The following is a 24,269-nucleotide window of genomic DNA, read 5'->3' on the forward strand; positions in this document are numbered from 1 at the left end:
AGGCTGCGTCCGTCACGGTGTGCCGTAATCAGCAGCAGCCGTGGTCGCCGTGGCGGGTGCCGCTGTCGGCAGCCACCGGCGAACCGCTGGTCTCGCCGCGCAGGCTGGCGGCATAGTGCTCGCTGATCACCTTGGACACGCAGGCGGTGACCTTCTTGCCCATCGGGATGTGCAGGAACTCGTTGGGGCCATGTGCATTGGAATGCGGGCCGAGCACGCCGGTGATCATGAACTGCGCGCCCGGGAACTTCTCGCCCAGCATGCCCATGAACGGGATCGAGCCGCCTTCGCCCATGTACATCGCCGGCTTGCCGAAGAAAGCCTGGCTGGCGTCGTCAATGGCCTGGGTCAGCCACGGCGCCATGGCCGGTGCGTTCCAGCCGGTGGAGGCCTTTTCCAGGTCCAGGGTGACCTGCGCGCCGTTCGGCGGGTCGCGCAGCAGCGCTTCCTTCAGCAGTTCCCCGCAGGTCTTGCCATCGGCAGTCGGCGGCAGGCGCAGCGAGAGCTTCACCGAGGTCTGTGGACGCAGCACGTTGCCGGCCGATTCCAGCGGCGGCATGCCACCGACGCCGGTGACCGACAGCGCCGGGCGCCAGGTGCGGTTGAGCACCAGCTCGGTCAGGTCCTCGTTCATGGGGCGCAGGCCGTCGACCATCGGGAACTTCTCGAAGATCTCGGTATCCACCACTTCGGCCGCGCGCTTGGCCTGTTCCAGGCGTTCGGCCGGGATTTCCACGTTCATGCCGTCGATCAGGATGCGGCCGGTGTCCTGGTCCTCGATGCGCGACAGTAGCTGGCGCAGCAGGCGGAAGCTGGACGGCACCACGCCGGAGGCATCGCCGGAATGCACGCCTTCGTTGAGCACCTTCACGGTGAAGTTGCCGCCGGTCAGGCCGCGCAGCGAGGTGGTGCACCACAGCTGGTCGTAGTTGGCGCAGCCCGAATCCAGGCAGACCACCAGCGACGGCTTGCCGATGCGGTCGGCCAGGTGGTCGACGTAGGCCGGCAGGTCGTAGCTGCCCGATTCTTCACAGGCTTCGATCAGCACCACGCAGCGGGCGTGCGGCAGGCCCTGGGCCTGCAGCGCCAGCACCGCGGCCAGCGAGCCGAAGATGGCGTAGCCGTCATCCGCACCGCCGCGGCCATACAGTTTGTCGCCGCGCAGGACCGGGGTCCACGGGCCGAGATCGTCGTCCCAGCCGGTCATTTCCGGCTGCTTGTCCAGATGGCCGTAGAGCAGGATGGTGTCGTCGCCGGTTTCCGGGCCGGAGGCCGGAATTTCCAGGAAGATCAGCGGGGTGCGGCCTTCCAGGCGCACCACTTCAACCTTCAGGCCGGGCAGCTGCTGGGCCCTGGCCCAGTTCTCCATCAGCGTGACCGCCTGTTCCATGTAGCCGTTCTGCACCCAATTGGCGTCGAACATCGGCGACTTGTTGGGAATGCGGATGTAGTCGACCAACTGCGGGACGATTTCACTGTCCCACTTGTCATTGACGAATTGGCCGAGCTTGGCGCTGTCCATCTGAAACTCCGGTTGCATGGGCTGATCCCGCCATTCTACGCCTGTGCCACGGGTAGGGTTTTTCCTACATCACGTCGGGTATTTGGCTGGCTTTTAGAAATCCAGGAAACCGATAGGCTGTGTGCATGTGGTGACGGACACTGTTCCTACCGACGGGATTGCCGGTCGGGACGTCCAGAATCACAAGGAGATACACGTCGTGCCTTGGAGTGTCGTGTTGAGGGCACTGGTGCTGGTCGTGTGGATCGCTGGGGCGCATGCCGCCGAACCGATCGACATCAACCGCGCCGATGCCCAGGCGCTGCAGCAGGGATTGACGATGGTCGGAGCCGCCAAGGCCGAGGCGATCGTCGAGCACCGGCGCAGACACGGCCCGTTTCATCGCGTCGAGGACTTGGCGCAGGTGAAGGGGATAGGGAAAGCCATCGTCGAACGGAATCGACAGCGGATCACCGTAGGCAACAGGTTGTTGCCGGCGGATCCGGTACCCGGATCGGTACCGGTGCGAACCGTACCGAGGCGCTGACAGCAGGAATCGTCGGAACCGGCAGGACGCTGGTTCACCGGTCACGGACAGGACGCCCGTGACCACCGACCGCCGCAGGACGCGGCACCACTCACCAGGATGGTGGCATCACAGACCTGTGGAAGGGGCTGAGATACAAACAGGACAGACGCGGCCGCGTGCAGGATGCAACGCTACCCCCACAGCGCAGGATGCGAGGGGGCGGCAGCAGGCCGACAAGGACGTAACGATTGCCCGGTACGACACATGGCTGTGTCGCCGGGCAGTTTCATTTCCGGCGCCTGGTTTTGCCGCGGCCACCACGGGCCGATGGTGTACGGTGGCCGCTCCGCATGGAAAGGACCCCGCTGGATGCTTGTGCACCGCCCCACCACCCTGATGCTCGCCTTGGCACTGACCCTGCCACTGCAGGCCCACGCCGCTGCGCCTACGCCGGCCGCCAAGCCTGCAGCTGCCGCTGCGGCCACCGCCGAGGTACGCGGACCGACCGACCTCAAGCCGGGCGAATACCTGTGGCATCCGGAAATCTCGCCGACCGGCCCGATCGTGCTGGTGGTCAGCCTCGATGAGCAGCGCGCCTATGTCTACCGCAACGGTATCGCCATCGGCCTGACCACGATCAGCTCGGGCAAGGCTGGGCACGAGACGCCAACCGGCGTGTTCACCATCCTGCAGAAGGACAAGGACCACAGGTCCAACCTCTACAACAGCGCGCCGATGCCGTACATGCAGCGGCTGACCTGGGACGGTATCGCTCTGCATGGCGGCAGCCTGCCCGGGCATCCCGCCTCGCACGGCTGCGTGCGCCTGCCGCAGGCCTTCGCGCAGAAGCTGTTCAGCGAAACCCAGCGTGGCGATACCGTGGTCGTGGCCGACGCCAAGAGCTCGCCGATGACCCTGGCCTATCCGTCGGTACTGGCACCCGTGAATGCGCGTGGGCAGGCCCTGCCGGAGGCAGAGGGCGGAGCGCCGGCGCAGGCGTGGTGGAACGACAGCGTGGCCCCGGCCGGGCAGGTCGGCATCCTGGTCAGCCTGCACGACCAGCGCCTGTACGTGCTGCGCGATGGGGTGATGATCGGCGAGTCGCCGTTGAAGGCGGACGCGCTGCCGGCCTTCCAAGGGACCACGCTGTTCGTGATGGGGCAGGGTTACAGCGACACCCCCAGCCCGCTGGACGTGAACCAGCGCCTGCACCAGTGGACGGCCTACCCGTTGCTGGGCCAGGACCGCGCCCAGGCCACGCCGGACCTGCTGGCCACGCCCTCGCTGCCGATGGCGCTGCCGGCCGATTTCGCCCGCCAGCTGTACCAGGTGCTGGTGCCGGGCACGACCCTGCTGGTGACCTCGCTGCCGGCGGTCCGCCCAAGCCCGGCTGAATCTGGAATGCAGCCGGTCTTGGAATCCGAGCCGCCAGGGTCCACCCTCAAGGGCAACTGAGTCCCCTCGTTGTGCCCATGACTGCATCCCGCCTGTGCCGGCTGGCCGCGTTCGGCCTGCTGGCGACCTCGGCCAGCGCCCCGGCGCTGGCACAGACGCCCGCCCTCGCCACCTCTGCCGATGATCTGGCTGCCCTGCTGTCGCGCAGTGCGCCCAAGGCCGACCGCCACGTGTTGCAGCTGGCGGCGCGCGCCATGCGCTGCGCGCTGCAGCGGCCGGAGCTGGGCATCAACGGTGATCGGCTCAGCGTGATCGATTACTCGCGCCCGTCCACCGAGCCGCGCCTGTGGGTGTTCGACCTGGCCCACCAGCGCCTGCTGTTCGAGGAATGGGTGGCGCATGGCCGCAACAGCGGCGAGAACCGCACCGAGCACTTCTCCAACCGCGACGGCAGTTTCATGTCCAGCCTCGGCGCGTTCACCGCGCAGGAGACCTACATGGGCGGCAACGGCTATTCGCTGCGCCTGGCCGGCCTGGAACCGGGCTTCAATGACCGTGCGCGCGATCGCGCGATCGTCATCCATGGTGCGCCGTATGTGAACCCGGCCACCGCGCAGCTGCAGGGGCGGCTGGGACGCAGCCTGGGTTGCCCGGCGGTGCGGCTGTCGGTGGCCAAGCCGCTGATCGATGCGTTGCGTGGTGGCACGATGGTGTTTGCTTACTACCCCGACCAGGACTGGTTGAAGCACTCGCAGCTGCTGGCCGGCGGGTGCGGTGGCCAGGGCACGCTCGCCACGCGGTGATGCACGACGGCGCGCGGCATGATGCAATGCGCCGATGAACATCGACTCCCTGCTGCACACTCCGAGCCAGTTGATCGCCCGCCTGGACTACCGCCGCGAACGTTGGCGCAACGGCCTGGGCTGGACCCGCGAGATCCTGCGCCTGCCCGCGCAGGGGGATGACTGGGCGCTGCGCCTGTCGGTGGCCGAAATCGAACAGGACGCCGCGTTCTCCGCCTTCCCCGGCGTGGAGCGAGAACTGGTGCTGCTGCAGGGCAATGGCGTGCGCCTGCATTTCGAGGATGGCCGCGTGGCCCAGGTGCTGCCGCCGCACGGGCGCGTGCGCTTTGCGGGAGAGGAAAGGCTGCACGGCGAACTGGTGGATGGCACCACCCACGATTTCAACCTGATGTGGAAACGCGATCTGCTGCAGGCCGAACTGCTGCATCGGCCGCTGGTGGGCGCGATGTTCTTCTTCTGCGAACCGGGCGTGGCCTGGGCGCTGCATCTGTTGGCCGGTCAGGCGGCGTTCGGTGCCGACAGTGGCCTGCCGCCGCTGCAGGCCGGCGATACCGCGTGGTTGGCGGCCGGCGAACGTCAGCGGCACGCGTTGCAGGGCGGGGGCGAGTTGTTGGTGATCCGGGTCAGTGCGGCGGCGGGATGATGCCTGGGCGCCGGTGGCTCAATCCACGCATGGCGTGGATCTACTGGGGTGTAGTTGCCATGCCTGGACACGCCGCGCAGTAGATCCACGCCATGCGTGGATACGGCCGCCAATGCTGCGTCATGGTGCGAACCAAGGTTCGCACCCACCAGAAGGCGGTTCGCAGGCGTCGGTGCGTTCAGTAGATCCACGCCATGCGTGGATGCGGCGACCTCAATACACATCGCGCCGGTAACGACCGGCCAGCAGCAGCGCTTCCTTGTCCGCAGTCCCCAGCACCTGCTCGATCACCGCATCCACCGCCGGGGCCATGCCCTGCAGGCTGCCGCAGACCAGGATTGTCGCGCCCTCATCCACCCACCGCCGCAGTGTTGCCGCTTCGGCCAGCAACCGGTCCTGCACGTAGCGATGCGCACCGCCATCGCGGCTGAACACTGCATCCAGCCGCGCCAGCGTGCCGTCGGCCAGCATCGCCTGCAGTTCTTCACCGAAGTGGAAGTCGTGCGTGGCGGTGCGCTCACCGAACAGCAGCCAGGTGCGGCGGGCGCCACTGCGCACGCGTTCGTGCAGGTGTGCGCGCAGGCCGGCGATGCCAGTGCCGTTGCCGATCAGCAGCAGCGGTACCTCGGCGGCGACGCCGTGGAAATTGTCGTTGCGGCGCAGGCGCAGCTGCACCGGCTCGCCAATGGCCGCGTGGTCGCACAGCCAGCCACTGCCGATGCCGGGTGTTCCGTCGGCGCGCAGCTGGCGGCGCAGCAGCAGCTCGACCGCACCGTCGGCCATCACCGAGGCGATCGAGTACTCGCGATGCGGCAGCGGTTGCAGGGTCGCCAGCAATGCGGGCAGATCACCCGGGGGAACCAATGAGGGCAGGTGCGAGCGCGCGACGCGTGCCAGCAACGTCTGCCCGTCATCCAGCACGGTATCCGCATCGAAGCGTTGTGCGTCCAGCCAGGCACGCACGGTGTGCGGTGCGTGCTGCGGGCCGATCTCGGCGATGTCACCGGCCTGCCACTGCGCATCTGCATCGGCCGGGGGCTGCAGGCGCAGCCAATACACCGCGCCGCCGGGGCTGCCCGGGTTCAGATGCTCACGTTGCAGCAGCGTCCACGGCTGGTATTCGGCCGGGCTCCAGTCGGGCAGTTCGCTGGCGCCGCCGCCGAGCTGGCCCAGCAATTGCTGCCAATGGCGCAGCGCGGCCGGATCGGCGTTGTCGACGTCGATCGCATCGAACAGCGGATGCGCACCGTGCTGGCGCAGCCACTGGTCGAGCTGGTGGCCGAATCCGCAGAAGTGGCCGTAACTGCGGTCGCCCAGTGCGAGCACGCCGTACTGCAGGTGCTGCAGCGCAGGCGGTGAGGTCATCACGCCGCGCAGGAACGGCAGCGCATGATCGGGTGGGTCGCCTTCGCCAGTGGTGCTGGCGATGAACAATGCACGCTGGCTGTCGACCAGCAGCGTGGCGTCGACCTCATGCAGGCCGCGCACACGCACCGGCACGCCGGCACCGCGCAATGCCTCGGCACTGCGTTCGGCCAGTTCGCGTGCGAAGCCGGTCTGGCTGGACCACACCAGCAGCAGCGGTGAGACATCACCCCCGGCGGCGTCATCGCGCGGGCGGCCGCGCCACCACAGGGCGGTGCAGGCCAGCGCGTACAGCGCGGTCGCCAGCAGCGCGCCCTGCCAATGCCGCGCAGGCGGTGCGCCCTGCCACCAGGTTTGGCCGAGGTGCAGGCGCAGCAGTGCGTAGCCGGCCACGGCCAGCAGCACCATCACGATCAGGTTGCCGAGTACGGCGCGCGACGGCCGGCGGCTCATGCGGCCTGCTCGTCGAGCAGGCGCTGGAAGGCGCTGCTGAGGTATTCGCGCGGGCCATCGATGGCCCGTTCCAGGTAGCGTGCGGCCAGGCCTTCGCGCTCGGCCAGTGCCAAGCCCTGTTCGTGGCCGAGCACGGTCAGTGCGGTAGCCCAGGCATCGGCGTGCATGGCGTCGTCGGCCACCACGGTGACCGCTGCGGCGACCTGGCGCACCGGCCTGCCGGTACGCGGATCGAGGCTGTGGCTGTAGGCCTCGCCATCGGCGTGGTACTGGTGCCAGCGATCGCCGGAGGTGGCCACCGCCCGGCCATCCAGTGCCAGCACGCGAGGTGGGGTATCGGTCCGCGCATCTTCTTCCGGTGCGGACTCCACCAGCACGCGCCACGGCTGGCCATCCGGTTTCCGGCCATAGCCGGCCAGTTCGCCACCGACCTCGATCAGTGCAGCAGCGATGCCCTGATCGCGCAACCAGGCGGCGACGTGATCGACGCCGAACCCCTTGGCGATCGCCGACAGATCCAGTTCCAGTGCGCCCGGTTGCAGCAGCGCATCGCCGCGCCATTGCAGGCGCTGCCAACCGCAGCGCTCGCGCGTGGCCTGCACGGTGGCGGCGTCGGGTTGGCGGCGTTCGCCGGCATGTGCACCGAAACCCCACAGTGCCACCAACGGGCCGACGGTGGGATCAAAGGCGCCGCTACTGGCGGCAGCGATGGCCTGTGCGCAGGCCACAACGTGGCGGGTCTCGGCCGGCAGCACGCACCATTGGCCCGCGTCGGCGCGGTTGTAGCGACTCAGGTCCGAGCCAGGCTCCCAGGTGCTCATCTGCGCCACCACCGCATCCAGCCGCGCCTGGATGCCGGCATGCAGCGGGTGCAGGTCGCGCTGGCGCGGCGCGACCAGCGACACGCTCCACGTGGTGCCCATGGTGGTGCCGCCGAGGCGGGCGATGTCGAGCTGGGAATCGGTCATGGTGATGCGTTGCGGCGGCGATGCCGGGGAATGCCCGGCATCGCGGTCCACATTACTGCGGCAGCACTTCCAGCGTGGCCACGTAGCTGAGGCGGCGCTTGGCGGCCTGCTTCACCGAGGTCTTGTTGTCCTCGGTGCCGGTCTCCAGCCAGTACATGCCGGCTTCCGGCCAGGTCACCTTGATCTCGCCCTTGGCATCGCTGGTGACCTTCAGTTCGTCCTGTGCGTTGCGGTAGCGGGTGGCACCACGCACGATCTCGAATTCCAGGCCGGCGGCCGGCTTGCCATCGACCAGCACGCGGAAGGTGGCTTCCTCGCCGGCGAACAGGTCATTCGGGTGGCCGACGGCGACCAGCTCGATGCCGCGGTTGGTCGGCTTCAGCGCGGTGTCGTTCGGCGCGCCGTTGGTGACGAAGGTCTCCACGCGGCCGACCGACTGGCTCACTTCCAGCTTCTTCGCATCCTTCGGCAGTTCACCGAAAGTGGCAACGCTGCCACGCCAGCGCTTGCGCTCGCCGTTCTGCTCGTAGGTGGCGAACAGGCCGTCATTGACCGACGCGATGCGGTAGGTGCCCGGCTGCTTCAGTTCGATGTCGAACACGCTGCGGTACTTGCCGGTCGCTGCGTTCTGCGGCTGCACGGTGCTGCCGTCCGGCGCGGTGATCACCACCGATTCCAGGCGCAGCGGCACGTGGTTGAAGTAGAACAGGTCGTTGGAGACCGCACCGTCGACGGTGATCCACGGTGCGTTGCCGGCGATCACGGTCTGCGAGGGCAGCAGCCAGGCCTTGTGGGCCAGGGCGGAGAAGGGAAGGGCAGCGGCCAGGGCGGCGGCGAGGACGAGCGTGCGCTTCATGCGGAGGACTCCAGTGGATGCGGGGTGATGCGGCAAGGAGAAGGGGATTACGACTTGATCCCCTCCGTCCCCTCTCAGGGTTTGACGGACAGGGTGACCTGGCCCAGTTCGGTGGCGCCCTGCGCCTTGCCGTTCTGCGCGGCGGTGGCCGGCCAGGTAAAGGGGATCTTCAGCAGTTCACGGCCGCCGACTTCGCGCACCGCCTCGACCACCAGGGTGTAGTTGCCGGGGGCCAGCTGCTTCAGTGCCGGCTGCTTGTCGTTGAACGACAGCGCGTGCTTGCCGGCCGGGCGGGTCGGGCCGGTCACGCCGTCCACCGGCACCTGCAGGGTGCGGCCGCTCTTGCGCCACCACTGGCGCAGGTCGGGCAGCCACTTGGTGCCGTGGCCTTCGCTGTTGCTGGTCTGCTGGTACCAGACCGACAGATTGGCCGCGACCTTCTGGTCGGCGCCTTCCAGCCACACTGCCACGTACGGGCGGTGGTACTCGGCCACGTTGAGCTTGGGCACTTCGACGTTGATGTCGAGGGTGGTGGCATAGGCCGGCGAGGTGGCCAGCAGGCCGCTGAGGGCGATGGTCAGGGTGACGCGCATGGGGCGGCTCCGGAAACGAAGGAAAGTCAGTGGATCAGCAGCAGGGCGATCAGCAGCGGGATCATCAGACCGAGGCCGACCAGCGGCCAGGTCATGCGCCGCTGCCGCGCATGCAGGTGCAGCAGGAACAGGCCGGTGATGCAGAACACCAGGCAGGCCACGGCGAACAGGTCCAGGAACCAGCCCCACGCCGGGCCCGCGTTGCGGCCCTTGTGCAGGTCGTTGAGGTAGGACACCGCGCCGCGCGAGGTCGATTCGTATTCCACCGCGCCGGTCTCGCGGTCGATGCTCAGCCAGGCGTCGCCACCGGGGCGCGGCAGCGACAGGTAGATCTCCTCGGTCGACCACTCGGCCGGGCGGCCGCCAATGGCGATGCCCAGCTGCGTGTCCAGCCATTGCCGGGCAGGGCGCGGAATCGGTGCGTTGCCGTCCTCGCGCGTGCCCAGTTGGCCCAGCAGTTCGGCCGGCAGCTCCAGATGCTGGTTCTGCACCTCGGGCTTGGCCTCGATCTTCGCTGCATGGTTGAGGGTCAGGCCGGTCACCGCGAACAGCAGCATGCCGATCAGGCACACCGCCGAGCTGATCCAGTGCCACTGGTGCAGCGTCCGCAGCCAGAAGCCACGGTTCTGTTGCTGCTGCACGGTGGAAGAGGCAGGACGGCTCACGGCACGGTTCGAGGCGGACGGGGACTGCCCATTACATCATTGATGAGAATGGCTCGCAATTGCGTGTCGTTCTGTATCCCTGGAGGGCGATTGCCGGCCAGCGGCCGGCACTACCGGGGTTCCGGGAAACAACGTCGGATTGCCGGCCAGCGGCCGGCACTACCGGTGCGTGGCGGTCAGAACTTCGCGTTCAACGAAATCCAGTAGCTGCGGCGCTGGTCCTTGGTCGCGTAGTCGTCCACGCAGTTGAATTCGCTCTGGCTGATCAACAGGCACGACTGCGAGACGAAATCCTTGTCGAGCAGGTTGTTGACCCGTGCGTTCACCGTCAGCCAGGGCGTAGCCTTCCAGCTGCCACCGAGATGGAAGATGGTGTAGTCCTCGTAGTAGCGGGTGTGGCTGGCGCCGTTGGCGTCCAGCAGCGTGTCGCGGTAGCGGTCGTAGCGGCCCTCGCCGATCAGCGACAGGCTGACCGCTTCGTTGACCTGCCAGTTGAGGCTGGCGTTGGCCATGTGTTTTGCCGGCATGGTGCCGCTGATCGGCAGCCCCTTCTGTGCGCCACTGGTCTGCTCGCTCCTGGTCCAGGTGTAGTTGCCGCGCAGCTGCAGGGTGTCGAGCAGGTCGACGTGGGCGGCCAGTTCGGCACCCCGCGTTTCAGCCTTGTCGATGTTCACGCTCTGGGTGAAGGTGCTGTAGCCCAGCGCGGCCCAACCCGGACCGATGTCCACGCAGTAACCGCTGCCGGCCGGCGCCACTTCGCAGTTGGGGAAGGTGCCGCCGCTGGCGATCTTGTCCTCGAATTTGTTGAAGAAGCCGGTCACGTTGAAGCCCCAGCGCTGGCCCTCGTAGTAGGCGGCCAGCTCGTAGTTGGTGCTGGTTTCAGGCTTGAGGTTCGGCGAACCGACCAATGGCAGCACGCCCTGGCCACCGAAGCCGGTGATGCCCGGGAACAGCTGGTCCGGTCGCGGGGTCTTGTAGCCGGTGCTGACGCCGCCCTTGAAGGTCCACGCATCGCTGGCGTTCCACACAAGGTAGCCGCGCGGGCTGACATGGCTGCCGAACACGTTGTGGTCGTCGTAGCGCAGGCCGAAGGTAGCGGTGAGGGTATCGGTCAGCGCCCAGTTGTCCTCGGCGAACAGCGCCCACATGCGGTGCTTCTGCTTGGTGTTGCTGCGGTAGCCGGCGCCATCCATGCCGAACACGCCATCGATCATGTCGGTGTCGTTGTACTGGCCGCCAACGGTCAGCGTGTGCGCGCCGAAGTCCAGGTCGAGCATCGTGTCAAGCACGTAGCCTTCCAGTTCCATGGTGCGCAGCGGACGCGGCAGGAACGCCTGCAGGCGCGCCATCTCGCTGGGATTGAGCGCAGTCAGCGCATTGCCACGGCCGGCCGCGCAGTTGTTGGCAGCACCGGTACGACGGCAGACGTCATTCCACAGCGTCTGCAGGTTGGCGCGCTCGTCCAGGGTCAGCGGCAGCGAGCGGCCGAGGTTGCTGCTCTTGCTGTGGGTCAGCGAGGTCTGCCAGGTGCCGAAGCTGTAACGGCCCTGGTGGGTCAACGACAGCTGGTCGCGCTCGTAGCGCTGGTAGGCGGTGTAGCCCACGCGCGGCTGCACCACGCGGCGGGTGACGGTGCCGCTGCCGCTCGGGTTGGGGATGACCGCGTTGCCGACGCGCCAGAGGCTGGCCAGGCTGTCCAGCGTGCCGGTCTGTCCTTCGCTGTTGTCGTACTTCTGCCGCGACACGTCGTAGTCCAGCCACAGTTCGTGATCGTCGTTGACGCGGAAATCCAGGCGTACGCCAGTGTTCCAGTTGGTGTTGGCCACCGACTTGCCACCGCCGCCGAAGCCGATGCTGCGCTCCCACAGGCTGCCGTCGGGCAGGGTCAGTGCATCCCACTCCGGGTTGGAGGCCTTGGCGTCGTAGTAGCTGCCGCGCACCGCCAGGCTGAGGCGGTCCTTCAGCAGCGGGCCGCTCAAGTAAAGGTCGGTGGTGCGCGCATCACCGAACTGGTCATCCTGCTGCACGGTGAAGCCCTGGGTCACGGCGCCGTGCCAGCTGTCCTGGTTGCGTCGGGTGATGATGTTGATGACGCCACCCATTGCATCCGAGCCATACAGCGTGGACATCGGGCCGCGCACCACTTCGATGCGTTCGATCGCGTCCAGCGGCGGCAGGTAGGCGAACTGGCCGCCACCGAAGTTGTTCGGATACAGCTGGCCGACATTGCTCTGGCGGCGGCCGTCGATCAGCACCAGGGTGTACTCGGACGGCAGGCCGCGCATGGAGATGGTGGCACGACCGTTCTTGTCGCTGGCTTCCAGGCCGACATCGATGCCTTCGACGTCGCGCAGCGCGTCGACCAGGTTGGTGTAGGGGCGCTTGCTCAGTTCTTCGCGACTGACCACGCTGATGCTGGCCGGTGCATCGACCACCTTCTGCTCGAAGCCGGAGGCGGTGACCACCACCTTGTCCAGCGTCTGTGGCGCGCCGGAAGCGTCACCGTGGGCGAGGGCAGGGGCGGTCATGGCCGCCAGCACGGCGCTGGTCAGCAGGGTACGGGACAGGGACGAACGGATACGATGGCGCTGGGCCATGGCAGTAACCTCGAAGGATGCAGGGTGGTGCGATGCCAGGCGCGAACGGCGCGGCATGCACGGGGAGGCCCGGTCAGGGGCGGCAGGGATGAAGCAGGCAGCGGCGCGCTGACGCGACCGCGCAGGCGGTCACGCGGGGCCGTGAATCAGGCGAGCGGCGGCGCCTGGCCGCGTTGCTGGCGGCGCCCGGGCGCATCGGCCCAGGGCGTGTCCGGAGCGGCCAGCGGCCAGTCCGGGCGCACACCGGGCATGGCCGGCGTAGCGGGTACGAGTTCCAGCTCAGTGCGCAGCCATTGGCTGGCCAGCAGCAGCGGCGGGTGTGCCTTCTCGGCCGCTTTCACCGGAGCGGCAGCACAGCGGCGCAGCTTGGCCGGGGCTTCTTCCTGCAGGGGGGCTTCGCCACCGCGCTCTTCCAGCGGCATCTGCACGGCCATTCCGGCTTGGCCGTGTGGCAGCAGCGGCAGGGTGCCCAGCAGCAAGGCCAGCATCGCCACCCACGCCAGCAGGCTGGCCAGCGCAGGACGCTGGCCGCGCATGGCGGTGCCCATCTTGCGATGGATGAGTGGGCGAGGGCGAAGCGGGCGCAGCAAGCAGGGGTCCCCAAGGGTCTGCCGGCAGCGGCCGGCATCAACGGGGCGTGATTGTAATGAGAGCTGTTAGCCGTTGCAAATGAGAATGATTGCCAAAATGTCGCAGGCCGGCCCGGCAAGGCTCAGACTTCGCTCCAGCGCCGCAGCAGGTTGTGGTACACGCCGGTCAGCTGCAGGATCGCCTCGGCGTCGCCGCCGGTCTGCCGCAGGCGCTCGATCGCGCCATCCATTTCCCACAGCAGGCGGCGCTGCACATCGTCGCGGACCATGCTCTGTACCCAGAAGAACGAGGCCACGCGCGCACCTCGGGTGACCGGCCGCACCTGGTGCAGGCTGCTGGACGGGTACACGATCAGGTCGCCAGCGGGCAGCTTCACTTCATGCTCGCCGTAGGTATCGCTGATGATCAGTTCGCCGCCCTCGTACTCGTCCGGCGCCGAGAGGAACAGGGTGCAGGAGATGTCCGAACGCAGCTGTTCGCCGTTGGCCAGGTTCATCACCGCGCCGTCGACGTGGAAACCATAGGTGCCGCCGCCGCTGTAGCGGTTGAAGCGCGGTGGCAGGTACTTCAGTGGCAGCGCGGCGCTGAAGAACAGCGGATGCCGGGCCAGCGCGACGAGGATGATCTCGCCCAGTTCGCGGCGCAGCGGTGAGGCCTCGGGCAGCTGCTGGTTGTGCTTGGCCTGCGCGCCCAGATGGCCGACGGTCTCGCGGCCATCGGTCCAGTCGGCGGCATCCAGCCGGCGGCGGAAGTCGGCCACCTGGTCGGCGCTGAGAACGTCGGGGATGTGCAGCAGCATGCGGGACTCCTCAGAGGGACGGCGGTGCGACCAGGGCGCGCACCTGTGGATGCGGCGATGCGGCCAGTTCCGGCACGAGATGCGCCATGAACGCCGGGCTGCCGTGGGCCAGTGCAAGCCGCAGCCAGTGCACGGCCTGCTCGACCTGGCCGGCCTGCAGCAGGATCGAGGCGTAGTTGGCCTGGCCGCGGAAATCACCGGCCTCGGCCGCGCGCTGGTACCAGTCCAGCGCCGCCTGCGGATCGCGCTCGATCTCCAGTCCGTCTTCGAGGTGGCGGGCCAGCAGGTTCATCGATTTGGCGTGGCCCAGGTGCGCGGCGCGCGTGTACAGCGCCAGCGCCTGCGCGCGGTCCAGCGGCACGCCGCGACCGGTGGCCAGCAGGTTGGCCAGGTTGTACAGGCCCCAGTCCAGCCCGGTATCGGCCGCGCGGCGGTACCACACCGCGGCCAGCGCCGGGTCGGGGGCGGTGCCCTGGCCCAGTTCGTGGCAGCGGCCCAGCATGTTCATCGCCATCGGCGCGCCGTTGTTGGCGGCGGTTTCGTACCAGAGCCGTGCCGCCGAGGCGTCCTGTGCGGTGCCTTTGCCTTCCATGTGCATCTGCGCGAGCAGCAGTTGTGCCTCGACCTGTCCGGCCTGCGCGGCGTCGCGCACGCGTGCGAAGGCAGCCTGCGGATCGTGCTGCAGCAGCGCGGCCAGAGCGTCGCTGTCGATGGGGGTACGGGTTGCCATGGGGTGAGTATCGCCGGAAACAAAAACGGCGGCAGGAGAGCCTGCCGCCGTGGTGGAGCGCAGTTACATTAGAACTTCACGTTCAGTGCCAGGGTGGCCGAGCGACCCGGGGCGATGCTCGCGTAGTGCGAGGCATAGGCCTTGGTGAAGTAGGTCTTGTCGGTCAGGTTCTGCACGTTGAGCTGCAGGCTGATGTTGTCCTGGATCGCGTAGCTGGCCATCGCGTCGAAGCGGGTGTAGCTGGCAATCCACTTGGTGTTGGCCACATCACCGTACTGCTTGTCCGAGTAGAACGCACCGGCGCCGACGGTCAGGCCGATCGGGAAGCGGTACGTGGTCCACAGGTTGGCGCTGTGCTTGGCGGTGTTCGGGAATTCGTTGCCGTTGTTCGGCGATGGCACGTAGACGTTGGACGGGCAGGTGCGGCCCACCGGTGCGCCACAGACAAAGCCATTGTCCTTCAGCTCGGAATCGAGGTAGGTGTAGCCGCCGTACAGGCTCCAGGCCTCGGTCAACTGGCCGTTGAAGCCCAGCTCGAAACCGTTGATCTCTTTCTTGCCGGCGTTCTGGCTGGTGCCGTTGTCGATGGTCACGCGCGCGTTGTTCATCACGGTGTGGAAGATCGCAGCAGTCAGGTTCAGGCGGTTGTCCAGCAGGTCCCACTTGGTGCCCAGTTCGAGGTTCTTCGTGTCCTGCGGCTTGAGGTCGGCAACGGCCGCGCTCAGGCCGTCCGAACCGTCACCACCGTCCATGCCCGGCGGGGTCGAGGAGGTGCCCCAGGACAGGTAGATGCTGCCGTTGGCGGCCGGCTTGAACACCACGCCGGCCTGGTAGTTCAGGAAGTCGTTGCTGTTGCGCACGCGGGTCGGTGCCTTGCCGGCCACCGGCGTGGTCAGGGTGGTACGGAAGTCGTCGTAGCGCAGGCCGAGGTTGATCATCCACTGCTCATTGAGCTCGATGGTGTCGAACACGTAGGCCGAGGTGGTCCTGGTGCGCTGCTCGACGTCCAGCGCCTTGTCGCTGCGATAGACGATCTGACCGGCCGCCCACGGATCGTTCGGGTTCGGCTTGTTGAAGTCGGTGCAGTTGTAGCCGGTGGCCGCGCCGGACACCTGGCAGCGAGTGCTGTTGGCGCTGTTTTCAAGGGGATTGGCGGTGCCCGGCGACATCAGGTAGCTGCCACGGGTCATCTTCTCGTCGCTGTACTCCAGGCCCGCGCTGTAGCTGTGCTTGAGCGCGCCGGTCTGGAACGCACCGGTCAGGCCCAGCTGGTCGGCGAAGCTCTTGACGTCGACCGCACGGGTGTTGGTGCGACGCCACAAGGTGCCGTACAGGTTGGGGTTGCCCTTGCTGTCGTCCGGCTGGGTCCACAGGTAGTCGTTGCTGGTGTTGCCCAGGCGCGCGATGTTGCGAAGCTTGTGGCCACCGAAGTCGTAGCTGGCGTCCAGAGTGCTGATGTCGGCGCGGGTGCGCTGGAAGTCACGGTCGACCAGGCCGTAGTAGTTGTTGCGGTCCGGCACCACTGGGCGGCCATCACCGTTCTTGGCCACGTTCGGGCCGCTGGAGAACGGATTGTTGTAGGGGAACCCACCCGCATCGGGCAGGTCATCGCTCTGCATGTGGTAGTGGCTGGCGATCAGCTGCGCCGGGCCGTTCAGGCCGAACGCGATCGACGGCGCGATGCCCCAGCGGCTGACATTGGCCGCATCACGACCGGCGCTGTCAGACGCGTGCTTCATCAGGTTCAGGCGGGCGGCGATGCCGTCGCCCAGCACGTAGTTGGCGTCCACGGTGCCGCGTGCGTAGCTGTCGGTGCCGATGCCCATGCTGGCGCTGGTCTCGTTCTTCAGCTTCGGCGTCTTGCTCACCAGGTTCAGGCTGCCACCGCCGGAGTCACGGCCGCCGTAGGCCGAACTCGGTCCCTTGACCACTTCCACCTGCTCCAGGTCGAAGATCTCGCGGGTCTGCGAGCCGACGTCGCGCAGGCCGTCGACGAACACGTTGCTCTGCGAATCGAAGCCCCGGATGAACGGGCGGTCACCGGTCGGATTGCCGCCTTCGCCGGCACCGAAGGTGATGCCCGGCACCATGCGCAGCGCATCCTGCAGGTTGGTCGCACCGGTTTCGGCGATCAGCTTCTCCGACACGATCGACACTGACTTCGGGGTGTCCAGCAGCTCGGCGGTGAACTTCGGCGAGGACGGGTTGAACCAGCTGCCGCGCACCTGCACCTTGTCCAGCTCAGTGGCGTTGCGGGAGCCGGCGTCGGCGCTGTCGGCGGCCTGCGCAGCCAGCGGCGCGAAGCCCGCGGCCAGGGTGGCGGTGGCGAGCAGGGAAACGCGCGGGGCGTGCTTGCGGGACGTGATGTAGGTCATGGCGATGGGTCGTGGCGTGGATCGGGAAAGGGGGAGAGCCGCAGCGCAGGCAGCGCGTGGGCACGTGGAGGGCTTCGTCTGTAGAGCCGAGCCGATGCTCGGCTATGGGCGAATGACGTCAGACGCACGGCAACAGCCGCAGGGCGTCTCAGCTGGCGTGCGGTGCGGGCGGTGCGTGGCCGGGGTTCAACCGCAGTGCGGGATCGTGCAGCTGCCAGCGCAGGGCGTTGGAGCGCCACAGCGGAACATGCACGACCAGGGCGGCGCGCGGGGGAGCCAGTCCGGTACAGGGCGTGGTGCCCTCGCCATCCAGCGGCGGCTCCGGTGCTGGCGCGGCAGGGTGCGGGCACTCGTCCGCCGGCGGGGCCGGCATCGGCATGACCTGCTGCAGATCTTCAGCCTGTGCCTGCCAGCCGTTGGCAGCAGTGCCGTTGTCGCGTCCTTCGTGCAGTGCCGACCAGCCCAGCAGCAGCGTCAGCAGCACGGCCACAAGCAGCGGCCACCCTTGACGGGCAAGCTGGCACAGCGTGGCGGTGGGCGCGGGCGAAGCCATGGCGCGAGGGGCGGAGTCGTTACGAAGATGTTACGTAGAATAACATCAACGATAATGATTCGCATGTACGGGGCGTGGCGGCCCCCCGAGGCGGCCACGGGGCGCCCTGGAAGGGTCCTCATGGCTTTCCGATAGATCCACCCCATGGGTTGATGCTCTCTGGCGGGGCGCCCCGTGAATGATCTCTCCGGGCGGAGCGCCGCCTCAATCCCGGTCGTCGCGGGTCCAGATGGCGTCGTGCTCGCGCTTCACCGGAAACTTGGGCACAGGGCTGTAGGCCGGCGCGCACAAAGCGCGCCCGTCACGCACGTCGAAGCGCGCCCCGTGCAGCACGCACTCCACACTGCCTTCGGTGGTGTTGAACTCGCCCGAGGACAGCTCGAACTCTTCATGCGTGCACTGGTCTTCCAGGGCGTACAGCTCGCCGTCGAGGTTGAATACCACGATCGGCGTGCCGGTCACCTCGTCGAACACACTCTTCATTTCGCCCGGCAACAGCTCGGCGCCGGCACAGACAAAGGTCCAGGCCTCGCTCACGCGACGGCTCCGGTCAACGGCTTTTCAAGGATCTCGAAGCGCAGGTCGTCGCGCTTGGGGATGCCGAAACGCTCGTCGCCATACGGGAACGGCTTCTTGATGCCGGTGCGGCTGTAGCCGCGACGCTCGTAGAAGGCGATCAGTTCGTCGCGCACGTCGATCACCGTCATCTGCATCACCGGCACGTTCCATTCGCGTGCGGCGTGCGCTTCGGCGGCGTCCATCAGCTGCTTGCCAACGCCGCCACCCTGCTGGGCCGGGTCGACCGAGAACATGCCGAAGTAGCCCTTGCCGTCGACATCGGCGACATGGGCGCAGGCCACCAGCTGGTCCCCGCGCTCGGCCAGCAGGATGGTGGAGCGCGGGCGGTCCAGGTCGGCCTGGATGCCTTCGGCGTCGATGCGGGCGCCGTCCAGCAGGTCGGCTTCGGTGGTCCAGCCGACGCGGCTGGCATCGCCGCGGTAGGCCGAGGTGACGAGGGCAATGAGGGCGGGGATGTCGGCCGGCGTGGCGGCGCGGAAGGTCAGGGTGCTCATGGGGACATTCTAGGTGGAGCAGGGAAGGGCACGGGAGGCTGCTGGCTGACGTGACTTTGCCGAGTGTGGCCAATGCGTGGACTTGACGCCATCTTCATTATTCGTTCATATCTGTGACCAGCACCCGCCCACCGTGAAGCAACGCGTGGCTGTCTGCCGGCGTGGGTGCCGCCTGGTCGAAGGCCAACTGCCGTTCGGCGCGGGTGGGGCACACAGGGACGTCGATCCAGGGAGGATCTGCATGCAGTGTGGCCTCATTTCTCATCCGCGCGCGGCAATGGCTGCCAAGGGTCTGCTTCTCGGTGTCGTTGCCCTGTGCGTGCTGGCACCGGTCGGCGTTTCCGCCCAGATCGTTCCCACCTGGCGGCAGGAGTACGACAAGCGACTGAAGTACGGGGACCTTGTCGAACCGCTGAAGGGCGAGATCTTCGGCGAGCAGGTCAATCTCTACGACGGCTCGATCAGCTTCAAGGCCACGGATGTTTCGATTCCGGGCAATGGCAGCCTGACGATGACCTTGGGCCGCAGCTACCGCGATGGCGATGGCAGTAGTGAGAGCCCATTCTCGGATTGGGATCTGGATATTCCGTCCATGTCCGGCGTCTATGGTGATCTGCCGGAGACCGCTGCTGTCGGCTACTGGGCGCCTGCTGCGCGCTGCAGTACGGTGGCGGCGCCCCCAGCGCTGGAGGTCTGGAACCGTCGCCAAACCCAGACCGTCAATTTCAGTCCCACTACATTCTGGGATGGCGTGCGCCTTTCCCTGCCAGGCGGTGGCAGTGAGCCGGTCCTGGGAGGCAGCGGTGATGCGCGCCAGCCGCAGCCACAGTTTGGCGAACCGGCGCCTTGGAATACCAAGGGCGGCTGGACGTTCAGTTGCCTGACCGCCCTGAAGAGCGGACAGCCGGGACAAGGCTTCCTTGGTCATGCGCCCGACGGTACCAAGTACTACTTCGACTGGATGGTCGCCAAGCCCCACAACGGTGCAACGCTGCAACCCTACGGGCCAGAAAGCAATGCACTGCTGAATCGAAAGCGTGTGTTCCTGTACCCATCGCAGGTTGTGGATCGCTTCGGCAACTGGGTGCGCTACGAGTGGAGTGGCGACCGGCTGTTGCGCATGGTTGCCAACGATGGCCGCGAGATCAGCCTGGGCTACAACGCGAAAGGACTGATCGCGTCCGCAACCGCTGCAGGGCGCACCTGGACTTATGGGTACACGGAGGCCGATATCCTGCGGACAGTGACGCTGCCGGACGGTACCCAATGGGTCTACAACCTGCCGCCGCTGTCAGTCACCCACAAGTATGCCGACTACATCGGGCAGAGCATCTGGGAGTACATGGACTACCCGGCCACATGCTCGCGCGTCAACAAGATCGTGCCCAGCGAGATCACCCTGAGCATCCAGCATCCGTCGGGTGCGCTGGGAACGTTCCTGTTCCGCCCGTTCCGCCACGGGCGCAAGAATGTAAAGCTGGATTGCCAGACCTCTGGCGACAATCACCTGTTTGCCGATGGCTGGAACTACACGCCGGTCTACCGTGACGCAATGTCGCTGGTGACCAAGACCATCAGCGGTCCGGGCATGCCCACTGCACAGTGGACTTATCAATACACCAATCTCAACGGTGCTTTCGCCCAGGACCTGGGCGGTCCAGTAATCCCGGTGGGCCAGGCAGAGCCGAAGATCACCACCGAAACGCTGCCCGATGGTGTCGTTCGCGTCTATGAGTTCGGCAAGGAAGTTGCCTACAACGATGGCCTGTTGTTGTCCACGACAACGCGATCGGGCGGCTCGGTCGTGCGCATTGACCGCAACAACTACTATCCGGATGCCCAGCTGGATGCGGCGCCCTTCCCGAAGGAGGCCGGCAAGGACTTCAAGTACGGTGCCAACGATCTCAAGGCCCATTACAACCGCCCCGTCCAATCCACCGTTGTGGAACAGGATGGCGTGCAGTTCACCCGCACCGTGCAGGCCTTTGATGCATTTGCGCGCGAAGTCACCGTTGTCGAAGCGAATTCCGCCGGCCAGAGTCGCACGAGCAGCACCAGCTACTACGACAATCCCGCGCTGTGGGTGAACGGCCAGGTGGCGCGCAGTGTGCTCAATGGCATCGAGCAGTCGCGAACCGAATTCGATACGGCCAAAGCACTGCCGCTGCGCGCCTATGCATTCGGCCGCCTGGCGCAGCAGGTGACCTACGCAGCCGACGGCACGGTTGCCTCGGTGGCCGATGGCCGCGGCAATACCAGCCATCTGTCGGGATGGAAGCGTGGCGTTCCGCAGCAGCTGCGCATGCCGGCTACGCCCGAAGCGCCCAATGGCGCGGTGCGCACGGTTGCCGTCGACGACAACGGTTGGATCACCTCGCTGACCGACGAAACCGGCGCAACCACCAGCTTCAGCTACGACAGCATGGGCAGGCTGCGCAGCCAGCAGTTCCCAGGCGGTGACAGCGTGAACTGGAATGGCGTGACCATGGACCTGCAACGACTGGGGGGCGCGCAGCTGGGGGTGCCCGCTGGTGCGTGGAAGCACTCCCGCACGCAGGGCGGGCGGCGCACGGATACCTACCTGGATGCGATGTTCCGCCCGGTGCTGGTGACCGAAAACGCCAACAACGTGCTGGACAGCGCCGTGGTGACCCGCTACGACACCAGCGGCAAGACCGTGTTTGCCTCGTATCCCACGCGGCAGTTCTCCGATATCAATGCCACCCTGACCGGCACCACGACGCAGTACGACGCGTTGGGCCGCCCCACCGTGGTCAGTCAATCGTCCGAGCTGGGGGCACTGGTTACCCGCACCGAGTACGTGGGCAATCTGTCGGTGAAGGTGACCAATCCACGCGGCCAGGCCACGACGACCCGTCATCTTGCGTACGACCAGCCCAGCTATGAGATGCCGCTGACGCTGCAGCATCCGGAAGGCGTGGTGACCGAGATCCAGCGAGACACGTTGGGCAAGCCGCTGGCGATCACCCGCCGCAGTGCAGACGGCAGCCAGTCGCTGACCCGCCGCTACGTCTATGACGGCTACCAGCAGCTGTGCAAGACCATCGAACCGGAAACCGGCGCGACCGTGCAGGACTACGACGCGGCAGGCAACGTGCTGTGGTCGGCGGCTGGCACGGGTTTGACCAGCACCACCGACTGCAACCGCAGTGAAGCGCTGGCCAGTGGACGTGCGGTGAAGCGTAGTTACGATGCTGCCAACCGCCTGTCGACCCTGATCTTCCCGGATGGGCGCGGAAATCAGAACTGGTCCTACGCGCCTGATGGCCTGCCTGCCGAGATCAGTACGCAGAACGACCCGGCCCGGCCGATGGTCGTCAACCGCTACCAGTACAACCGCCGCCGCCTGCTCAGCGGCGAAACCCTGCAGCATCCGGATCTGGGAAGCCTGAGCCTGGCCTATGGCTACGATGCCAACGGCACACTGGCCAGCAATACCTACCGGGGGGGCGCGTCGTCAGCTATACGCCGGATGCACTGGGTCGGGCGACGACGGTCGGTGGCTATGCGAAAGAGGCCAGTTACTTCGCCAACGGCGCATTGGCCCGCTTCGTCTATGGCAACGGGATCGTGCACACGTTGACCCAGAATGCCCGCGGGCTGCCCGACCGCAGCCGCGATGCCACCGCAGCGGCCGCAGTGCTGGATGACAGCTACGACTACGATGCCGGCGGCAACGTGATGGCCATTTCCGATGGCCTGCCCGGGGCGCCCGGTAACCGGGACATGACCTATGACGGCCTGGACCGGTTGCGGACGGTCACTGCACCGGGCTTCGGCAACGCATTGTATGAGTATGATGCGCTGGACAACCTGCGCCGTGCCAAGGTCGGCAGCCGCGATCGTACGCACTATTTCGATCCGACGAATCGGTTGGTCAACGTGATCGAAACCGGAACCGGGGCAACCGTGACCGGTCTTGGCTATGACGTGCAGGGCAATCTTTCGGTGCGCAATGGCCAGGCTTTCGCGTTTGACTACGGCAACCGGCTGCGTGCGGCGGGTACAGCAGAGAGCTACGAGTATGACGCCCACGGGCGCCGGGTGAAGGCCAGCGCCAGTGGCAAGGGGGCAATCTACTCGTTCTACGACAACGGCGGTGTGCTGCGATTCCAGCGCAACGAACGTACCGGCAAACAGACCGACTATCTCTACCTGTCAGGCAGCCTGGTGTCCCAGGTGCATGGCGAAGCCGCACCCGGCGTTCCCGCGCTGAGTGCGCCGGGCTACATCACCCAGGGCAGCGTGAACCTGACCTGGAGCCCGGCCGGTGGTGCCAACCGCTATGAGCTGCAGCGTGCCCTTGCGGGCACCTGGAGCACGGTCTTTGATGGCGCGGCGCAATCGTTCACCAGCACCGGCCTGGTCACGGGAACCTATCAGTTCCGCGTGCGCGGCTGCCGGGCGGTGTGCGGCGGATGGAGCAATGTCGCATCAGTGGCCGTGGCATTGGCGCCATCCACTGTGCCGACCTTGAACCTGCCTGCCACGGCCTTCAACGGCAGCTACAACGTGGCCTGGTCTGCGGCTTCCGGTGCCGAGCGCTATGAGCTGGAGGAAAGCGCCAATGGTGGCGCATGGGCCCAGGTGCACAACGCCATCAGTCAGTCCAAGGCCTTCAGTGGCAAGGCAGCGGGAAGCTACAACTACCGGGTTCGCGCATGTAACCCGGTGGGGTGCACGGGATACAGCGCAACGGCTGCGGTGACGGTGGTGTATCCGCCTGCCACTGCGCCAGGTCTTTCTGCGCCGGCACGCGCTGCGCCGGGCAGTATCGGCATTGGCTGGAACGGGGTGGCTGGTGCCACGCGCTACACCCTGCAGGAAAGCAGCAATGGTGGTGGATGGGTCACGCTGTTCGACGGCAACGCGGGTTCCTATGCCACCGCCGCGCGTGGTGTGGGCAACTACGGCTATCGGGTTGCCGCCTGCAACGGCGCGGGCTGCGGACCCTGGTCGGCCACGTCGACGGTAGCGGTGATCGGACCGCCGACGATCGAGCCGGTGATCAGCGCGCCGGGCCTGGTGAACGTGCCGCAGTACAGCCTGAGCTGGTCGGTGCCGGCCAACAGCGAGAGCTTCGTGCTGGAGGAGAGTGCCAACGGTGGTGGCTGGACGGTGGTGCATAACGGCGGCGGGAACAGCTTTGGTGCCAGCCGTGGCAAAGGCAGCTACGCCTATCGCGTGAGGGCGTGCAATTTCGCGGGGTGCAGTCCGTACTCGGGCATTGCGACGGTTGTGGTCGCACTTCCGCCAGGGACACCCTACTTCTATCTTGCGGAATGGCTGACCACTCGCAAGGCACCGTATCAGGTGCAGTGCTCGGTGGGATGGAATCAAGTGCCTGATGCCACCGAGTACCAGCTTGAGAGTGGCGGCGGAGGAAAGCGTTTGTATACCGGGCCCAACGCCTACGTGAGTGCAGACGGGAATGCCTACTGCGCCGGCGACTATCGCGTGCGTGCCTGCAATGCCGGTGGTTGCTCGCCGTGGTCGGCCGATCATCCCGTCACCCGCGGCGTACTGAGCTGGGACTAAGCCATGAATGGACTCTCTTTGCTGTTGATTCGGGCGGTGCTCACGGTGGTGGTGCTGGCGGCCTGTGTAGCTCCGGCGGCCGCACAGGAAGTCGTCGAGTACATCCACACTGATGCACTGGGTTCACCGGTGGCGATCACCGATGCCAGCGGAAACGTCATCGAGCGTACGGTGTATGAGCCGTATGGGGCGGTGGTGAATCGGCCGTTGAAGGATGGGCC

At 66.8% G+C, this 24,269-nt stretch carries 21 protein-coding genes; 7 read left to right on the forward strand and 14 right to left on the reverse strand.

The genetic code is table 11. The annotated features are described in order from the left end of the window. Positions 1-28 precede the first annotated feature (28 nt). Positions 29-1,522, reverse strand: coding sequence for a M20 family metallopeptidase (locus tag AC5P65_RS14440; protein WP_021202579.1), 1,494 nt, complete (start codon positions 1,520-1,522; stop codon positions 29-31). A gap of 214 nt (positions 1,523-1,736) precedes the next feature. Here AC5P65_RS14440 and AC5P65_RS14445 point away from each other — a divergent pair, with 214 nt between their 5' ends. From AC5P65_RS14445 to AC5P65_RS14460, 4 genes are all read left to right on the forward strand, one after another. Further along, a complete protein-coding gene (locus tag AC5P65_RS14445; RefSeq protein ID WP_224329378.1) occupies positions 1,737-2,048 on the forward strand; it encodes a ComEA family DNA-binding protein in 312 nt (103 codons plus the stop codon). Positions 2,049-2,399: 351 nt separating this feature from the next. Beyond that, entirely contained in the window at positions 2,400-3,485 is a 1,086-nt protein-coding gene (locus AC5P65_RS14450) for a L,D-transpeptidase (RefSeq protein ID WP_111098213.1), read from the forward strand. Between the two features lie 17 nt (positions 3,486-3,502). Then, positions 3,503-4,228, forward strand: coding sequence for a murein L,D-transpeptidase catalytic domain family protein (locus AC5P65_RS14455; protein WP_019659426.1), 726 nt, complete (start codon positions 3,503-3,505; stop codon positions 4,226-4,228). A gap of 34 nt (positions 4,229-4,262) precedes the next feature. Beyond that, positions 4,263-4,871, forward strand: coding sequence for a HutD/Ves family protein (locus AC5P65_RS14460; protein WP_495215677.1), 609 nt, complete (start codon positions 4,263-4,265; stop codon positions 4,869-4,871). A gap of 213 nt (positions 4,872-5,084) precedes the next feature. Here the strand turns inward: AC5P65_RS14460 and AC5P65_RS14465 are convergent, their stop codons facing one another. The 13 genes from AC5P65_RS14465 to AC5P65_RS14525 all read right to left on the reverse strand — a co-directional run bounded on the left by AC5P65_RS14465 (position 5,085) and on the right by AC5P65_RS14525 (position 18,489). After that, entirely contained in the window at positions 5,085-6,689 is a 1,605-nt protein-coding gene (locus AC5P65_RS14465; RefSeq protein ID WP_111098215.1) for a sulfite reductase subunit alpha, read from the reverse strand. Beyond that, positions 6,686-7,657 carry an FAD:protein FMN transferase gene (locus AC5P65_RS14470; protein WP_111098267.1) on the reverse strand — a complete coding sequence of 324 codons (972 nt, stop codon included), beginning with the start codon at positions 7,655-7,657 and terminating at the stop codon, positions 6,686-6,688. Before AC5P65_RS14470 ends, AC5P65_RS14465 begins: the two co-directional genes overlap by 4 nt. Before the next feature lie 52 nt (positions 7,658-7,709). Beyond that, positions 7,710-8,513, reverse strand: coding sequence for a DUF4198 domain-containing protein (locus AC5P65_RS14475; protein ID WP_021202574.1), 804 nt, complete (start codon positions 8,511-8,513; stop codon positions 7,710-7,712). Between the two features lie 74 nt (positions 8,514-8,587). Continuing rightward, positions 8,588-9,106, reverse strand: a complete 519-nt coding sequence (locus tag AC5P65_RS14480) for a DUF2271 domain-containing protein (protein ID WP_021202573.1) — start codon at positions 9,104-9,106, stop codon at positions 8,588-8,590. A gap of 26 nt (positions 9,107-9,132) precedes the next feature. After that, positions 9,133-9,771, reverse strand: a complete 639-nt coding sequence (locus tag AC5P65_RS14485; protein WP_111098216.1) for a PepSY-associated TM helix domain-containing protein — start codon at positions 9,769-9,771, stop codon at positions 9,133-9,135. Between the two features lie 176 nt (positions 9,772-9,947). After that, positions 9,948-12,368 carry a TonB-dependent receptor domain-containing protein gene (locus AC5P65_RS14490; protein ID WP_180832381.1) on the reverse strand — a complete coding sequence of 807 codons (2,421 nt, stop codon included), beginning with the start codon at positions 12,366-12,368 and terminating at the stop codon, positions 9,948-9,950. Between the two features lie 146 nt (positions 12,369-12,514). Continuing rightward, the gene (locus AC5P65_RS14495; RefSeq protein ID WP_111098217.1) at positions 12,515-12,916 is read right to left on the reverse strand and encodes a hypothetical protein; all 402 of its coding nucleotides are present in this window, start codon (positions 12,914-12,916) and stop codon (positions 12,515-12,517) included. 164 nt (positions 12,917-13,080) lie between these two features. Then, positions 13,081-13,758 carry a Fe2+-dependent dioxygenase gene (locus AC5P65_RS14500; RefSeq protein WP_111098218.1) on the reverse strand — a complete coding sequence of 226 codons (678 nt, stop codon included), beginning with the start codon at positions 13,756-13,758 and terminating at the stop codon, positions 13,081-13,083. 10 nt (positions 13,759-13,768) lie between these two features. Further along, complete coding sequence (locus tag AC5P65_RS14505) at positions 13,769-14,488, reverse strand: tetratricopeptide repeat protein (RefSeq protein ID WP_111098219.1); 720 nt, start codon at positions 14,486-14,488, stop codon at positions 13,769-13,771. A gap of 68 nt (positions 14,489-14,556) precedes the next feature. Continuing rightward, positions 14,557-16,863 carry a TonB-dependent receptor gene (locus AC5P65_RS14510; RefSeq protein ID WP_111098220.1) on the reverse strand — a complete coding sequence of 769 codons (2,307 nt, stop codon included), beginning with the start codon at positions 16,861-16,863 and terminating at the stop codon, positions 14,557-14,559. A gap of 148 nt (positions 16,864-17,011) precedes the next feature. Next, positions 17,012-17,416, reverse strand: coding sequence for a hypothetical protein (locus AC5P65_RS14515; RefSeq protein WP_111098221.1), 405 nt, complete (start codon positions 17,414-17,416; stop codon positions 17,012-17,014). 204 nt (positions 17,417-17,620) lie between these two features. Next, on the reverse strand, positions 17,621-17,953 hold the full coding sequence (locus AC5P65_RS14520; RefSeq protein ID WP_010483575.1) for a non-heme iron oxygenase ferredoxin subunit: 333 nt from the start codon (positions 17,951-17,953) through the stop codon (positions 17,621-17,623). After that, the gene (locus AC5P65_RS14525) at positions 17,950-18,489 is read right to left on the reverse strand and encodes a GNAT family N-acetyltransferase (RefSeq protein ID WP_021202565.1); all 540 of its coding nucleotides are present in this window, start codon (positions 18,487-18,489) and stop codon (positions 17,950-17,952) included. Before AC5P65_RS14525 ends, AC5P65_RS14520 begins: the two co-directional genes overlap by 4 nt. A gap of 241 nt (positions 18,490-18,730) precedes the next feature. On the opposite strand from AC5P65_RS14525, the gene AC5P65_RS14530 reads away from it, so the two are divergent. The 3 genes from AC5P65_RS14530 to AC5P65_RS14540 all read left to right on the forward strand — a co-directional run. Next, on the forward strand, positions 18,731-22,093 hold the full coding sequence (locus AC5P65_RS14530) for an RHS repeat domain-containing protein (RefSeq protein ID WP_495221666.1): 3,363 nt from the start codon (positions 18,731-18,733) through the stop codon (positions 22,091-22,093). After that, positions 22,081-24,048 carry a fibronectin type III domain-containing protein gene (locus AC5P65_RS14535; protein ID WP_495215679.1) on the forward strand — a complete coding sequence of 656 codons (1,968 nt, stop codon included), beginning with the start codon at positions 22,081-22,083 and terminating at the stop codon, positions 24,046-24,048. Before AC5P65_RS14530 ends, AC5P65_RS14535 begins: the two co-directional genes overlap by 13 nt. Positions 24,049-24,051: 3 nt before the next feature. Further along, on the forward strand, positions 24,052-24,269 hold a 218-nt coding region (locus tag AC5P65_RS14540; protein ID WP_495215680.1), incomplete at its 3' end, for an RHS domain-containing protein.

Source organism: Stenotrophomonas sp. YJH_SMC_48-3, from assembly GCF_059369375.1.